The 14,732-nt window shown below is 57.0% G+C and carries 13 protein-coding genes; all 13 read left to right on the top strand.

The window, feature by feature from the left end; all coding sequences use genetic code 11:
• The first annotated feature begins 332 nt into the window (after window positions 1–332).
• The 13 genes from epsE (at window position 333) to WC392_00475 (ending at window position 14,731) form a co-directional block, all read left to right on the top strand.
• Window positions 333–1,127 (top strand): polysaccharide export protein EpsE, encoded by a 795-nt coding sequence (gene epsE, locus WC392_00535; GenBank protein MFA5240841.1) that lies wholly within the window; start codon window positions 333–335, stop codon window positions 1,125–1,127.
• Window positions 1,128–1,144: 17 nt separating this feature from the next.
• Window positions 1,145–2,533 carry a chain length determinant protein EpsF gene (epsF, locus tag WC392_00530; protein ID MFA5240840.1) on the top strand — a complete coding sequence of 463 codons (1,389 nt, stop codon included), beginning with the start codon at window positions 1,145–1,147 and terminating at the stop codon, window positions 2,531–2,533.
• The gene (gene epsG, locus WC392_00525; GenBank protein MFA5240839.1) at window positions 2,533–3,483 is read left to right on the top strand and encodes a chain length determinant protein tyrosine kinase EpsG; all 951 of its coding nucleotides are present in this window, start codon (window positions 2,533–2,535) and stop codon (window positions 3,481–3,483) included. Before epsF ends, epsG begins: the two co-directional genes overlap by 1 nt.
• A gap of 5 nt (window positions 3,484–3,488) precedes the next feature.
• The gene (xrtB, locus tag WC392_00520) at window positions 3,489–4,391 is read left to right on the top strand and encodes an exosortase B (protein MFA5240838.1); all 903 of its coding nucleotides are present in this window, start codon (window positions 3,489–3,491) and stop codon (window positions 4,389–4,391) included.
• A 36-nt stretch (window positions 4,392–4,427) separates the two neighbouring features.
• Window positions 4,428–5,120, top strand: a complete 693-nt coding sequence (epsI, locus tag WC392_00515) for an exosortase-associated protein EpsI, B-type (GenBank protein MFA5240837.1) — start codon at window positions 4,428–4,430, stop codon at window positions 5,118–5,120.
• A gap of 22 nt (window positions 5,121–5,142) precedes the next feature.
• A complete protein-coding gene (gene gmd / locus WC392_00510; protein ID MFA5240836.1) occupies window positions 5,143–6,264 on the top strand; it encodes a GDP-mannose 4,6-dehydratase in 1,122 nt (373 codons plus the stop codon).
• 10 nt (window positions 6,265–6,274) lie between these two features.
• Complete coding sequence (locus WC392_00505) at window positions 6,275–7,255, top strand: GDP-L-fucose synthase (protein ID MFA5240835.1); 981 nt, start codon at window positions 6,275–6,277, stop codon at window positions 7,253–7,255.
• 141 nt (window positions 7,256–7,396) lie between these two features.
• Window positions 7,397–8,185 carry an FkbM family methyltransferase gene (locus WC392_00500; protein ID MFA5240834.1) on the top strand — a complete coding sequence of 263 codons (789 nt, stop codon included), beginning with the start codon at window positions 7,397–7,399 and terminating at the stop codon, window positions 8,183–8,185.
• Between the two features lie 156 nt (window positions 8,186–8,341).
• The gene (locus tag WC392_00495; GenBank protein MFA5240833.1) at window positions 8,342–9,706 is read left to right on the top strand and encodes a glycosyltransferase family 4 protein; all 1,365 of its coding nucleotides are present in this window, start codon (window positions 8,342–8,344) and stop codon (window positions 9,704–9,706) included.
• Entirely contained in the window at window positions 9,703–10,836 is a 1,134-nt protein-coding gene (locus WC392_00490; protein ID MFA5240832.1) for a glycosyltransferase, read from the top strand. Before WC392_00495 ends, WC392_00490 begins: the two co-directional genes overlap by 4 nt.
• The gene (locus tag WC392_00485; protein MFA5240831.1) at window positions 10,833–12,122 is read left to right on the top strand and encodes a glycosyltransferase 87 family protein; all 1,290 of its coding nucleotides are present in this window, start codon (window positions 10,833–10,835) and stop codon (window positions 12,120–12,122) included. The genes WC392_00490 and WC392_00485 overlap by 4 nt, the downstream gene beginning before the upstream one ends.
• Complete coding sequence (locus tag WC392_00480; GenBank protein MFA5240830.1) at window positions 12,109–13,245, top strand: hypothetical protein; 1,137 nt, start codon at window positions 12,109–12,111, stop codon at window positions 13,243–13,245. Before WC392_00485 ends, WC392_00480 begins: the two co-directional genes overlap by 14 nt.
• Window positions 13,246–13,270: 25 nt before the next feature.
• Window positions 13,271–14,731 carry a lipopolysaccharide biosynthesis protein gene (locus WC392_00475; GenBank protein ID MFA5240829.1) on the top strand — a complete coding sequence of 487 codons (1,461 nt, stop codon included), beginning with the start codon at window positions 13,271–13,273 and terminating at the stop codon, window positions 14,729–14,731.
• Window position 14,732 lies beyond the last annotated feature (1 nt).

Genomic DNA, 14,732 nt, shown 5'->3' with positions numbered 1-14,732 from the left:
CGCTGCGCTCGCAATGACGGGGCTACGGAATAAATCAGCGTATCCCTAACGGGCATGGCGAAGCGTCGTTTCATGATCCGGGGCGGCGTTTCGCCATGTCCGTCAGGCCGTTCCTGCATGGCCGCTGACCAGCGGGCCTTGGCAATACTGTTGTAACAATCCGAAACCATACTGCCATTTTTCCAATTTGCACTTAAGCGGACAAAATTAGAAACGAGTGCAACTTCCTGTAATCAAGTGTCCTGGATCTTCACTGGCACTGGTGCGAAATATTTGTATGGCATGGGCGGCTTTCACCCTTGCATGCTGGATTCATCGGAAAAACCATATATATGATCAAGTTGTTGCGTTATTTACCGTTTTTGTTTGCGCTGCTGCTGGCGTTGCCTGCCTGGAGTGAAAGCAATGATTACAGGATTGGCACCAGCGACGTGCTGAGCATTACTGTCTACAGCCATCCTGATCTCACCACGGAAGCACGCGTGGGCGGGGGCGGCACCATTTCCTTTCCGCTGATTGGCGAAGTCAAGCTGGCAGGCAAAACGCCTGTCGAGGGCGCGGCAGAGATTGCGCATCGCCTGTCCAGTGGGGGGTTCATTCTTGAGCCGAATGTCAATCTCAATGTCGTGCAGTACCGCAGCCAGCAAGTTTCCGTGCTGGGCCGCGTGAACCGTCCTGGAAAATTTCCATTGGAAAAGATCAGCCGCGTGTCGGATGTGCTGGCACTGGCTGGCGGCATCGGCTCTGATGGCGCAGACACTATCACGCTGATTCGCGAGAAGGATGGCAAGACCCAATATCGCGAAATCGATGCCATTGCCCTGTTCATGGCAGGTGGGCAAAAAGACGATGAACGGGTCCAGGACGGAGACATCATCAACGTGCCGCGTCAGCCCCTGTTTTACATCTACGGTGAAGTGCAACGCCCGGGATCATACCGGCTTGAGCAGAACATGAGCCTGGTGCAGGCCCTGACAATGGGTGGCGGTGTTAACCTGCGTGGTACCCAGCGCGGGATCAAGATACTGCGTCGCGATGCCGATGGAGGAATGCAGAAAATAGAGGCACAGCTTTCGGATCCCGTGAAGCGTGATGACGTGATTTACGTCAAGGAAAGCCTGTTCTAGGGCATATAGAGACGGTCATGAACATCATACAATTCCTGCTAATTCTTAACGCGCGCAAATGGATCATCCTGGGCATACTGCTGGCGACAGTGACAGTAACCACCATTGTGAGCCTGCTGTTACCCAAGGAATACACTGCCTCCACCAATCTGATAGTGGATTCCAAGAGCAAGGATCCCCTGACCGGGCAGTTGCTTTCTTCCCAGATGTTTCCTGGTTACATGGCAACTCAGGTTGAGGTCATTAGAAGCGCAAATGTCGCGCAGAAGGTCGTGGATGACCTCAAGCTGGCCAACTCTCCCCAGGTGCATGAGCAATTCATGGAGGCTACCGAAGGCAAGATATCAATCGAGGAATGGATGGGTAAGCGCCTGCTGAGCGGCCTGAGCGTTGACCCCTCACGCGAATCCAGTGTGATCACGATTTCATTCAAGGGCTCGGATCCCCGGTTCGCGGCACTGATCGCCAATGCCTTTGCCAAGGCTTATATAGACACCAATCTGGAGCTCAGGGTGGCGCCGGCCAAATTGACTGCTGCCTGGTTCGACCAGCAGATCACCCAGTTACGCGACAACCTCGATAAAACCCAGCAGAAACTCACGGCCTATCAGCGCAAGAACGGCATCGTCGAATCCCAGGAACGGCTGGATGTGGAAACGCGCCGCATGGAGGAAATATCGGGCCAGGTGGTGGCGGCACAGTCCGCATCATTTGATGCCAACTCGCGTGCGCGTGACAGCAGCAGCATGCCCGAGGTGGTCAACAGTGCCGGGGTGCAAAATCTCAAGTCACAACTGGCACAAGGTGAAATCAAGCTGTCTGAGGTGGCCCTCAAAGTGGGCAAAAATCATCCGGAATACCAGCGCGTTCAGGCCGAAGTCGATGGCTTCAGGGTCAAGCTCGATAACGAAATCAAATCGGCTTCCCGGGGGGTAGGGGCAACAGCCACTGCTGCTCGCCAGCGATTTGACGAACTGGGCGGGGCTTTTGCAAAGCAGAAAATACGAATTCTTGAAATGAAGCAGCAGCGCGAGGAGGTCTCGCTGCTGTCACGCGATGTGGAGAATGCCCAGCGTATTTACGACTCAGCCCTGCAGCGCTATGGGCAGAGCCGCATGGAATCCCTTTCGACCCAGACCGATATCGCCGTATTGAACCCGGCGACCACCCCTCTGGGTTCGTCCAAGCCGAAAGTGCTTTTCAATGCGCTGATTTCCGTGTTTTTGGGGACTTTGCTTGGCGTAGGCGTCGGCTTTCTCGTTGAGATCTCGGACCGGCGCGTGCGTACCGGGCAGGATATCGTTGAGGGGCTGGACATACCGGTGCTGGCTATCGTGGCGAAGCCGGGGCGCGGTCTGGTATTCCTGCGCCGCTGGTTTATCCGCGCACGCCCTGCAATGGCCTGATGAATGAAATCCGCGATCCCGCCAATACACTGACCCGACAGAACCTTAAAGCCGAAGCCCACATGAATTTACTATCAAGCGCCATAGACAGCGGACGCATCGTCGAACAGGTGTCCGGTAAAAACACGGATGCCTCAATCGGAAAGCTGCTGCAAGAAGCCGGCAAGCTCAAGCCGCAGGACATGGATCGGGTGTTCAGCTTTCAACAGGAGCATAACCTCCGTTTTGGCGAGGCAGCCGTCAAGCTGGGGCTGGTCACCGACGTGGATATTCAGCACGCTCTCGCATTCCAGTTTGAATATCCTTATTTGCCTGATAGCCGTGAAGGGCTCAGCCAGGAACTGGTTGCCGCCACAGAACCCTATAGCAAGGAAGCCGAGGCCCTGCGTTCGGCACGTTCCCAATTGTTGTTGCGCTGGTTTCAGGAAGGCCGCAAAACCCTGGCAATTGGCTGTGCAAGAGAAGGTGAAGGAGCGAGTTATCTGGCGGCCAATCTGGCCGTGCTGTTTGCCCAGTTGGGCAGAAAAACCCTGCTGATCGACGCCGACTTGCGGCAGCCACGACAACATCATATTTTCAATCTTGGAAATAGCATGGGGCTTTCCGACATCCTGGCCGGGCGTGCAACAGCATCGCTCGCGATCCCGATCAAGCCGTTCCCGACGCTGTCCGTACTCACCTCAGGGTCGCCCCCTCCCAACCCTGCCGAGTTGCTCGTGCGCCCGGCATTCGGCGCACTGCTGGCGGGTCTTGAAAGCAGCTATGACGTAATCCTGATAGACACGACACCTGCACAGCACACATCCGATTTTCAGACTGTCGTCGCGAAGGCGGGAGGAATGTTGATTGCAACCCGTCTTAATGTGAGCCGAGTTGCTCCGTTGGCTGAGCTTAAGGAAAAAATCATCATGACCGGTGCTCACGTGATCGGCGCAGTGGTGCTGGACTGAATGACATGAATACCATCGCATCCCGGCTACCCGGAGCGGACACTCCAATAGCCATTGTCGAAACATGGTGGCCGGTATTGCTGGGCCTGGTCGCCTTGTATTTCCCAACCTACTGGATGCTGGCCAACGGATTGTGGAATTCGGAAGATTACGCTCACGGTCCAATCGTGCTCATCGTGGTCATGTTCCTGATCTGGCAGAAACGTTCCATGCTGTTGTCAAGCGCTGCTGGCGGCCGCTCAGCTGACCCTGTAAATGCGGCATCAGGCTGGGTATTGCTGATTTTTGGCTTGCTGGTCTATGCAGTGGGGCGTTCTCAAAGCGTCCTGGTGCTTGAGGTCGGCTCCCAGATCCCCGTTATCCTGGGAGCGCTGCTCATCACGCAGGGGATGCGTACCGTCAAGGGACTCTGGTTTGCACTGTTCTTCCTGCTGTTCATGATTCCCTTGCCGGGATTTGTTGTGGATGCAGCAACCGGCCCGCTCAAACAGTACATCTCTGTTCTGGCAGAGCAATTTCTCTATTTATTTGGCTATCCCGTCGCCCGCAACGGTGTAACGCTGACCATTGGTAATTACCAGCTGCTGGTGGCGGATGCCTGTTCCGGGCTGCACTCCATGTTCAGCCTGTCTGCCCTGGGGATGCTATACCTTTATCTGATTCCGTCGAGCAGAATGCGCAGCCTGATCCTGATCGCGGCCATCCTGCCAATTGCCTTTGTCGCCAATGTGGTGCGCGTCATCATTCTGGTGCTGGTTACCTATTATTTCGGGGACGAGGCAGGGCAGGGTTTCATGCATGGCTTTGCCGGCATTCTGCTGTTTATCCTCGCCTTGTTGATGCTGTTTGCGCTGGATGGACTGCTCGGGTTCTTCCTGCCGAATCGCACTTCATCAAAACTTCCGTAATGCCGTGCGCTTGCCTAATATCCTGGATGACATTTCATGAAAGCCATTAGCGCCAAGCATTTCATCATCGGTCTTTGCATGCTTACCGCAGCTGGCCTGGCCATGGCACTCAAACCCACTGCCCGTATTGCCGACAAGGCGCCGTCAATCGACCTGGAAACAATGATTCCCAAACAATTCGGGGATTGGACAATAGACAAAGCCGTCATGCCGTTGCTGGCCAATCCCGAAACAGAAGCGCTACTCAGCAGGATTTACAACCAGACGTTGTCACGCACCTATACCAATGCACGTGGTGAACGCATCATGCTGTCGATTGCTTACGGTGGCGATCAGAGCAATGCCATGCAGGTCCATAAACCGGAAGTATGCTATCCGGCACAGGGTTTCGAGATACTGAAAAACAGCACCGCCACTTTCTCCACCGGGAGCGGTGTCATCCCTGTCAGACGGCTGGTTGCCACGCAGGGACAAAGAATCGAACCCATTACCTATTGGACCACGATTGGTGACGCTGTCGCGGTCAATAGCGTGAAGTGGAAGCTCAACCAGCTGAAATACGGTCTTACCGGAAAAATCCCGGATGGCCTGTTGTTCAGGGTATCCAGCATACAGTCCGATGACACTGCGGCTTACAAAATGCAGGAAGATTTCGCCCGGGCGTTGCTGGGTGCGCTGACACCCAGCGGAAGGCAACGCCTTATCGGCCACCCGGCCCCAACCACCTAACCTGGTCAACATCAACCACATCATGAAAAAAATTGCGCTTATCACCGGCATCACCGGTCAGGACGGTGCCTACCTGGCAGAATTCCTGTTGAAAAAAGGCTACGAAGTTCACGGCATCAAGCGCCGTACCTCGCTTTTCAATACGGATCGCATCGACCATCTTTACCAGGATCCGCACGAAAAAGACCGCCGCTTCGTCCTGCACCACGGCGACATGACCGACTCCAGCAGCCTGGTCCGCATCATCCAGCAAGTCCAGCCGGACGAAATCTACAACCTGGCCGCGCAAAGCCATGTCGCGGTATCGTTCGAAGAGCCCGAATACACCGCCAACTCCGACGCCCTGGGCACCCTGCGCGTGCTCGAAGCGGTCCGTATCCTCGGCCTGGAGAAAAAGACCCGCTTCTATCAGGCCTCCACCTCCGAACTCTACGGCCTGGTGCAGGAAACCCCGCAAAAGGAAACCACCCCGTTCTATCCCCGCTCCCCCTACGCGGTCGCCAAGCTCTACGCCTACTGGATCACCGTCAACTATCGCGAAGCCTACGGCATGTATGCCTGCAACGGCATCCTGTTTAACCACGAATCCCCGGTCCGGGGTGAAACCTTCGTCACCCGCAAAATCACCCGCGCCCTGGCGCGCATCAAACTCGGCCTGCAGGATGCGCTCTATCTCGGCAACCTGGACGCCAAGCGCGACTGGGGCCACGCCAAGGACTACGTCGAAATGCAGTGGCTCATGCTGCAACAGGACAAGCCGGAAGACTTCGTCATTGCCACCGGCGTGCAATACAGCGTGCGCGATTTCGTCAATGCCGCCGCCAAGGAACTGGGCATGCAGATCCGCTGGGAAGGCGAAGGAGTGGATGAAAAAGGCTACTGGGAAAACCGCGCCGATTTTCACCCCTCACCCCTCACCCCTCACCCCTCACCTGTCGTCGCCGTCGATCCGCGCTACTTCCGCCCCACCGAGGTTGAAACCCTGCTCGGCGACCCCACCAAGGCCAAGGAAAAACTTGGCTGGACCCCCAAAGTCACCTTCGATGAACTGGTGGCCGAAATGGTGCGCGAAGACCTGAAAGCCGCCGAGCGGGATGAACTGGTCAAGAAGAACGGCTATTCTGTCCTGAATTGCCACGAGTAAGGATCTGTTGATGAAACCGCAGGATAAAATCTACATCGCCGGTCACCGGGGTTTAGTTGGCTCTGGCCTTATTCGCCGTCTGAATGCGGAAGGGTATGCCAACCTGCTAACCCGAACCCATGCCGAACTCGACCTGACCAACCAGGCCGCGACGGAGGCCTTCTTCGCGCAGGAAAAACCCGACTACGTCTTTCTGGCCGCAGCCAAGGTCGGCGGCATTCATGCCAACAACACCTACCCGGCCGATTTTATCTATCAGAACCTGGCCATTCAGACCAACATCATTCATGCCGCCTATCTGAATGGTGTCAAGCGCCTGATGTTCCTTGGCTCGTCCTGCATCTATCCAAAACTCGCACCCCAGCCCATGAAGGAGGAATACCTCCTCACCGGCCCGCTGGAACCGACCAACCGGCCCTACGCCCTGGCCAAGATTGCGGGCATCGAAATGTGCTGGAGCTATAACCGGCAATATGGCACCCAATACCTGGCCGTCATGCCCACCAACTTGTATGGCCCTGGCGACAACTACCATCCGGAAAATTCCCACGTTATCCCCGCGCTGATCCGCAAGTTTCATGAAGCCAAGGTCAACAACCAGCCAACCGTGACCGTCTGGGGCAGCGGTACGCCCAGGCGCGAATTCATGTACAGCGAAGACATGGCCGATGCCTGTGTTTACTTGATGGGCCTGCCGGATGAGAAATTCAGCACCTTGCTCGGCAGTGACGAAGCGGCCACTGGCATCTTCATGCCGCCGCTGGTCAATATTGGTGTGGGTCACGATCTCACCATTCACGAACTGGCCAAAACGATCAAAAACGTGGTCGGCTTTGATGGCGAGATCGTCTTCGACAGCACCAAGCCCGACGGCACTCCGCGCAAGCTGATGGACGTGGGGCGTTTGAATGCCATGGGCTGGAAGGACAGCACCACCATGCAAAACGGCCTGGCGGTGGCGTATCAGGATTTCATCGACGCAAACAAATGACCACGACCGACACGCCATGCCGGCGATGTTCGTTCATCGAAACGTTCGACTTCAACTTCGGCTATATGAGTCTTTGCATGAGGATGACATGCCAAGACTCTTGAAGAACTAATTTAATTTCAACCAAAGAAAGAGGTTTTCATGTCGAATTTCGGTGGTCAAATTGCCAAGGTGATTAGGATGGCACGAGTCGCGCTGACGCCTAGAGGAATGCGCATTCAAACTCGCTTCCCGGATGGGCTTATGGTAACGGGACGGAATATTAAGGGTTATGGTGGCAGAGGGATTTACATTTCACGAGAAACCGTCGAACCGGAATTTGGATTTCTAAACAGCTTCGTCAATAAAGACGATGTTTTTGTGGATGTGGGCGCAAATACTGGCATCTATACACTCAAGGCTGCCAAAGCTAGTGGGCCGGGCGGGACCGTATTGTCACTAGAGCCATTTCCAGAAATGCTCGCGGATTTGTCCTACAACGTCAAATTAAATGGGTTCGCCAATGTTCGGCAAAGAGGTCTGTGTGCGGCGGGTAGAACCGCCCCCGATTCATTCTGGACAAATTTTGGAAAGCCCAACTCATTTAGTCTCGTCAAACGCGATCAATACGCTTCGACATTCTCGGTTTTGAAAGTAAGTCTAGATGACCTGTTTGTAATGGAGGGGCTGGCACGATGCGATTACATCAAAATCGATGCGGAAGGAGCAGAACAAGAAATCATTGAAGGAGCGCGCCATATTATTGAGACTTATCGGCCTGTTATTCAGGCAGAAGTCTCTATTGCCAATTTTAATGTGGAGCTCGATGGTTATGCTGTTTTCCAGGCAAGTTATCCGAATGGCACTCTATCGCCCAACAAGATTTTTATCCCGAAAGAAAGCTCAAAGATCAAGGTTGCCTTGGAATTGGGGTTGGCGGAATGTGGCTAGAAGAGTCTCCTGTAGTGCTTGCTGGAAAAACCTCGGGTTACATGGCGACTAGAGGGGGGAGCGCAGCCTACCACCCACCCTTTGTTTGTCTTGAGTCGCTAGTTTGTCGAATGATCGGAGGGCTGTTCTCTAATCCGTCGATAGGTCGCACTCCGCATGAGCCTCGTCGGCAAATCGTTATCAGTCCTGCTCTGGGCCGCGCTGGCGATGATCACGAACTTCAGTTTCAACCCCGGCCAAGATATGGTCGATAGTCAGAAACTTATGCGCATAGGGATAGTTGGACCACTGGGCACTCCCGACATCGAGCATTTGCTTGACGGTGATACAAGCCATCTTCCTCGTGAGATGAAAGGCGCATCACTGCTGGTCACACTGATCGAAGCGCTGATCCGGAGCGGCCATGAGGTCGTAGCGTTTACGACTGATCCGGCATTGGAACCCCGTCGACAGAACCGCGTGATTGCACGAGGTCATCAATTCACAGTGCACTATGTGCCGCGGAGGCGCCACAGCTTGCGTCCGGATCGGGGCGCAAGGGGGCGGATGCTGGATTTCTTCGCGCTTGAGCGCCATGCGTTGACAGATGCCATCCTCGAAGAACGCCCGGACGTTGTCCATGCGCATTGGAGTTATGAGTTTGGCGCGGCAGCACTGGATACAGGTTTGCCGTGTTTGCTGACTTGCCATGATTCCCCCTGGGCCATTCTGAACATGCAGCGCGACCTCTATCGGGTGGGCCGGCTTTTAATGGCGAAGTCTGTACTCCGCCGAACTCAACACGCGACAGTAGTCTCGCCTTACCTGGTTGGTGCGCTGCGTGGCATGACAGGTGCCTCTCTCAGTGTCGTGCCGAATCCACTCCCCGATGCGGTGTTAGAGGCGGGTCATCCCCGTTCCGCGCCAGATTTTGTGACCCGTCTGCCCCAGATTGCCATGCTGCTGAATGGGTGGACGTCGATAAAAAACCCGGAACCCGGCATGCTCGCAATGAAGCGCGTTTGTGATGAATATCCGGGCGCAAAAATGCACCTTTACGGCCCCGGTTTTGGGCCGGATGAACGTGCCTGGTCATGGGCGGTTGAGCATCACATGGAAGAGGCGTTCGTCTTCCACGGCTGGACACCTTATGCTCAGACGATGCGTGAACTGGCCGAAATGGATATCCTGCTGCACCCCGCCCTGGAAGAATCCTTCGGCATGACGATAGCCGAAGCGATGGGGCTGGGTTTGCCTGTTGTTGCGGGTCAAAATAGCGGCGCGGTGCCTTGGGTATTGGGTGCCGAAAATGGCGGAGGCACCTTGGTGGATGTCCGGTCGCCCGAAGAAATAGCGGAAGCGCTGTTGGAAATCCTGGCCGATCCCGCACTGTATGCGAGCTATTCCACTCAAGGACGTGCCCGAGCCAGCATGCATTTTTCCTCTTCTGCGGTCGCTCAGTCCTATCTCGAACACTATCGCCAAGTGTTGGCAGGGGCTGGCGTCGTGCCAGCAGAATCGCCCGATGAGGTGACCGCGTGAAAGTTCTGCATGTGCTCAATGAGCTGCGGCCTTCCGGCGCCGAGATTATGTTGCGTATCGCCGCTCCGCTATTTCGGGAAAACGGTGTCGAATGCGAGTTGCTGGCTACAGGCGATTCAATAGGCCCATATGCAACCGTGCTGGAAGCGGCGGGCTACCGTACACACCATATTCCGTTTGCCCGTTCGCCAGCGTTCTTTATGGCTGTGGCGCGCTTCGCCAAGCGCTCCGGTTTTGATCTGATACACCTGCATGCCGAACGCGGGTTCATCGGTTACGTGCTGGCTACGCGCATGGCAGGGCCTGGAAGACTGGTCCGCACAGTGCACAACAACTTCAATTTTGGCGGATTCTTGCGCGTGCGGCGCGGGATGGAGCGGCGGCTGGCGGAGAGGCTGGGGGTGAGTTTCATCGCCATCGCCCCCGGGGTGGAGCAGACCGAGCGCAGCTTGTACGGCACATCGCCGCTACTTATCCCGAACTGGTTCGACAGCACGCATTTTCATCCGGTCACGCCAGAAGAACGCACGGCGGCGCGCGCCGCGTTCGGTGTTCGTGACGGCGAATACGTGATGGTGAGCGTGGGCAATTGCTCGGTGGTCAAGAACCACACCGCGCTAATCGAGGCCCTGGCACGCTGTACGGAATTTCACTGGCGATATCTGCATGTCGGGCTGGAAGAACCGGGGGAGCCCGAACGCGCATTGGCAAAAAAACTGGGCGTGAGCGACCGCATCCAGTTTATCGGCGCGGTGGACGATGTGCGTCCTGTCCTGCATGCCGCTGACCTGTATGTGATGCCGTCGCAATTTGAAGGGCTGGGAATTGCAACGCTGGAAGCCATTGCGGTGGGTTTGCCTGCGCTGCTGACGGAAGTGCCCGGCCTGGTTGATTTTCGCCAGTACCTTGAAGATATTCACTACTGCGAACCTAGCGCGGACGGCATCGCCGCAGCGTTACAGCCTCTGCTGCAAAAGGGCGCGGGCCTGGAAGCCGGGCGTGCCGCTCGCAGTGCCGCCATACATCAGGCTTTCGGGGCAAAAAGGGGAGTGCTTGCCTACAGCGACCTCTATTCACGAGTGATGGCAGGGGCTGCTGGCGCGGCGCCCGCGCATGGGAGCGAAGCATGACGAATGACATCAACACTGCCGGCAATCCTGGATTGCAGGCCAACCCGCGCAGCCAGGCGGTGCGCTGGCAGATTGCCGGACTGGTCATCCTGTCCTTGCTGGCATTCTTGCCGCGCCTGGCCATGCTTCCAGGCAATAACCTCGATCTCATCGACCATTTTCTGCCCTGGCTGGAAAGCATCCGTACCCAGGGATTCTGGGCGGCGATCGCGACTCCTTTCTCGCGTTACGGTTACACCCCTTTCTACAGCTACACCCTCGGCCTGGCCGATGCACTATTCCCTGCGGGAACCGATGGCAAGGTGGTCATCAAGTCGGTTTCCATCCTGTTCGATTACATCACGGCCGGCATCATGTTCCTGATTGCCCGCATGCGCTGGCCACAGGGGAATATTCCCCTGCTGGCTTATGGGGCCGTGCTTTTTGCGCCTACCGTGCTGCTCAATTCTGCGTGGTGGGGGCAGTCGGATATCGTGTATTCCAGCTTTTTGCTTGCCTGCATGGCGGCATTGTTCGCACAGCGCCCCGTGCTGGCCATGCTTGCTTTTGGCGTGGCTTGCGCGATCAAACTGCAAGCCGCATGGCTGGGGCCGTTCATCCTGCTGATGGCGCTGCGTGGCGAGATTCGCTGGTGGAGCTTTGCCCTGATCCCCTTGACTTACATCGTCATTGCCGTGCCGTCGCTGGCAGCCGGGCGTTCGCTGGTCGAGGTGCTTACCATTTACCTCACCCAGGCTGGAACGCAGACCGCCTACTCTCATGGGGCTCCAAACCTGTTAATGCTGCTCGATTATGCTGTCAGGGGGCAACTGCTTGCCAAGGAGCATCTGGCCTGGCTAAGCAAAGTGCTGATCTTGATTGCGGCTGCCGCGAGCCTGTGGTTCGCCATGCGCGGACGGACGGCCGGCACCCGGAAACTCGATGCCGAGACCTTGCTGGTTGCAGCCCTGGTCTCAACGCTCCTCGTCCCCAGCCTGTTGCCTCACATGCACAACCGTTATTTTTTCCCCGCTGACATACTCAGCATCGCGCTTGCTGTCTGGATTCCGCGCTACTGGCCGGTGGCCGTGTCGATACAGGCTGCCTCGTTCTTTGCCTATATTTCCTGGGTGTTTGGCACCTGGATGCTTGCGCAACCGGTGCCGCCGGTGCTCGACTGGATTTTCACCAACAATCTTCAGCCCGTTACCGGATTGCAGTTACTGGCCGGATTCATCAATGCAGGGCTGCTGATATTCCTGTGGCGCAATATGGAAATCCGGCTTCACCATCATGCAGCTCGCTGACCTTCCGCAATCATCGATCCAGCAGGCCGGCCATCCCGCGGGAATTCGGCTCTGCGTGCCGAGTGTTGCCGGGCGTGGGGCTGGGTTGGGGAACGAGTTCTATCCATGGGCCAAGGCCTGGCTTGCGGCGCAGGCAATTGGCGGCATCGCCTTACCCCCGGCCTTCGGCATGAACCCGCGGCAATACTGGCGTTATTTCGGCACCTCGCGTCTGGACTGGATTAGCCACCGTGTGCTGTTGCAGACGCTGCCGCGTTACACCTTCACCGAGCAGGATTACCTGTCAACCGGGGAGCATGATTTTCGCAAGGCTGTTGCGGTGTTTGCCGAGCGTCTTGGATGGAATGAAAAGCGTTTGTTTGCGCTTGAAGTGGGCGGCATGTGGGGCGGATTTCTGGCCGTTCGCGAGGCGCGCGATTTCATTCTTGCCCGCTTGTATGCGGCGCGCGGCACAGCGGAAAACCTTACCGACTGGCGCATGCGGCTGGACCCCGGACGGCTGGTGGTCGCAGTGCACATCCGGGCAGGTGATTTCAAGGCAGCCAACGAGAACATCGATTATCGCGGCTGCTTCAATCGCTCGCTGCCATTGGACTGGTACATCGCGGTGTGCGATCAGTTGCGCCGGGAATTCGGAAACAGGGTGCAGTTCCAGCTCTTTACAGACGGCCAGCCAGAGGCGCTGGAACCATTTATCCGGCGTTTTTCCCCGGTCACCGGTTTTCACCAGCGGGATTCGGTATGCAGCGATTTGCTGGCCATGGCGAATGCCGATCTGCTGGTCTGTTCGGTATCCACCTTCAGCTTGTGGGGCGCGTTTCTCTCGCATGCGCCCTATCTGTGGTTTGCGCCGCAGCTGCAGGAAGAACAGGGGATGCTCAGCCTGTGGGGACATGAGGCCGCGCAGCGCCCTCCCGCCGGTGCAACGGCGCAATTCCGGGCGCGGGTGGCTGCCGATAGTTCAGCCTGCCACCCGCGCGGCGTCCCTGTTTCCAGGCAGGGCGAGATCCCGTCCGATCTGCTGAGCCGGCTTGAGCTTGGGCTGAATTCCCGGCGAACGGAAACCGATCTGGCCCTGTACGGCGTAGTGCCGCTCGCCGGGGCTGCCGCATGTGATTGCTGATCGCGCCTCGCTTCTGGGCAAAGCCATGCACGCATTCAAATGGAATGTGCTGGGTGTGGTCATGCGTATCCTGCTGCAGTTTGGCGCCATGATTGCGCTTGCCCGACTTATCGAACCAGCTGATTTCGGGTTTTTTGGCGGCAGCCTGCTGGTCTACGGCCTGGCTGTTCTGATGGCTGACCTGGGGCTCGGCATAGCGCTGGTGCAGCGGCATGAGTTGACCGTGGATATTCGTCGCGCCGCCTGGGGACGGTTGCTGCTTAGTCATATGGGCGTGGCAGCCTGTGTGTATCTGGGTGCGCCGTGGTTCGCCGATTTTATGGGGGCTCCTGACCTGCAGGATGGCATTCGTTCCATGGCACCTGTTGTGCTGATTACGGCCTTTATGGTCATGCCCATGGTGGAACTGCGCCGCCGGATGGATTTCCGTCGGATGCAGATGGCGCAGGTGGCAGGTTATTTCGTGGGGTACGTGCTGATCGCAATCCCGCTGGCTTTTATGGGGTGGGGAGGATGGAGCCTGGTGATGGCGCTGGGGGCGCAACAAATTGTGATGGCGGTCATCTGTATTCACGCTGCGCCGCAGCCGCTGCGACCACGCTGGGCAACGCTGCCGCATGGACTGCCGGCGTTCGGTTTACGCGTGGTGGTCAGTAATATGGCCAACTGGGTGACGGAAAACCTGGACAACCTGCTGGTGGCCCGTTTCAAGGGGCTGGCGGCCTTGGGTGTGTATTCGGTGTCTTACAGTCTGGCCCGCACTCCGGTCAACCATGTGGTCAACATGATTCAGCAGGTCGTATTCGCCACCAGCAGCCGCGTGCAGAATGACGATGCGTCTTTGGCGCGCGGTTATCTTGCCTTGCTCAAAGCAGTCGGGCTGGTCACCCTGCCGGTGTTTTTTGGCGCTGCAGTGGTGGCTGACAGCGTAATAGAGGGCCTATATGGTGCGCGCTGGGCGCAAGCGGGGCCGGTGTTTGCAGCCTTGTGCGTGGCCATGCCGTTTCATGCATTGATGGCGGTAGCTGGCCCCATTTTGTGGGGGCGAGGGCGCACCGGTGTGGAGTTGAAAGTACAGATTTGGGTGGCTGCAACACTCCTGCTGGTGTTGCTGGTGCTGAGGGACCAATCACTTGCAGCGCTGGCCTGGGGGGTGAGTGGCGTGTACGCAGGCCGGGCTATCTGGATGACAAGCGCGCTGGCGCGAGATCTGAATATCGCTCCTGCACGCATCTTGCGCGCACTGCTCAGCCCGGTCTTGCTGTCAGTAGCGACCATGATTGTGTTAAGTCTGCTTGACTACCTGTTCGCATCCACATCCAGCGCCGTGTCGCGGCTGGCAGGGCTCATCTGCGGCGCTGGAGCCGGGCTGCTGCTGATCATGCTCTGCTGCCCGCAACGCCTGCTGGGCGAGGAACTGGCTTTTCTTTTTGCGCGCGTGCCGTTTCTGCGGCGTTTGCGTTCTATTCGTGGCATGGAGTTCTGAC

This window comes from Sulfuricella sp., from assembly GCA_041651995.1.
In the GTDB taxonomy this organism is placed as follows: Bacteria; Pseudomonadota; Gammaproteobacteria; order Burkholderiales; family Sulfuricellaceae; genus Sulfurimicrobium.
The sequence above is the reverse complement of the archived record's forward strand: the minus strand, read 5'-3'. Positions and strand labels throughout refer to the sequence as shown.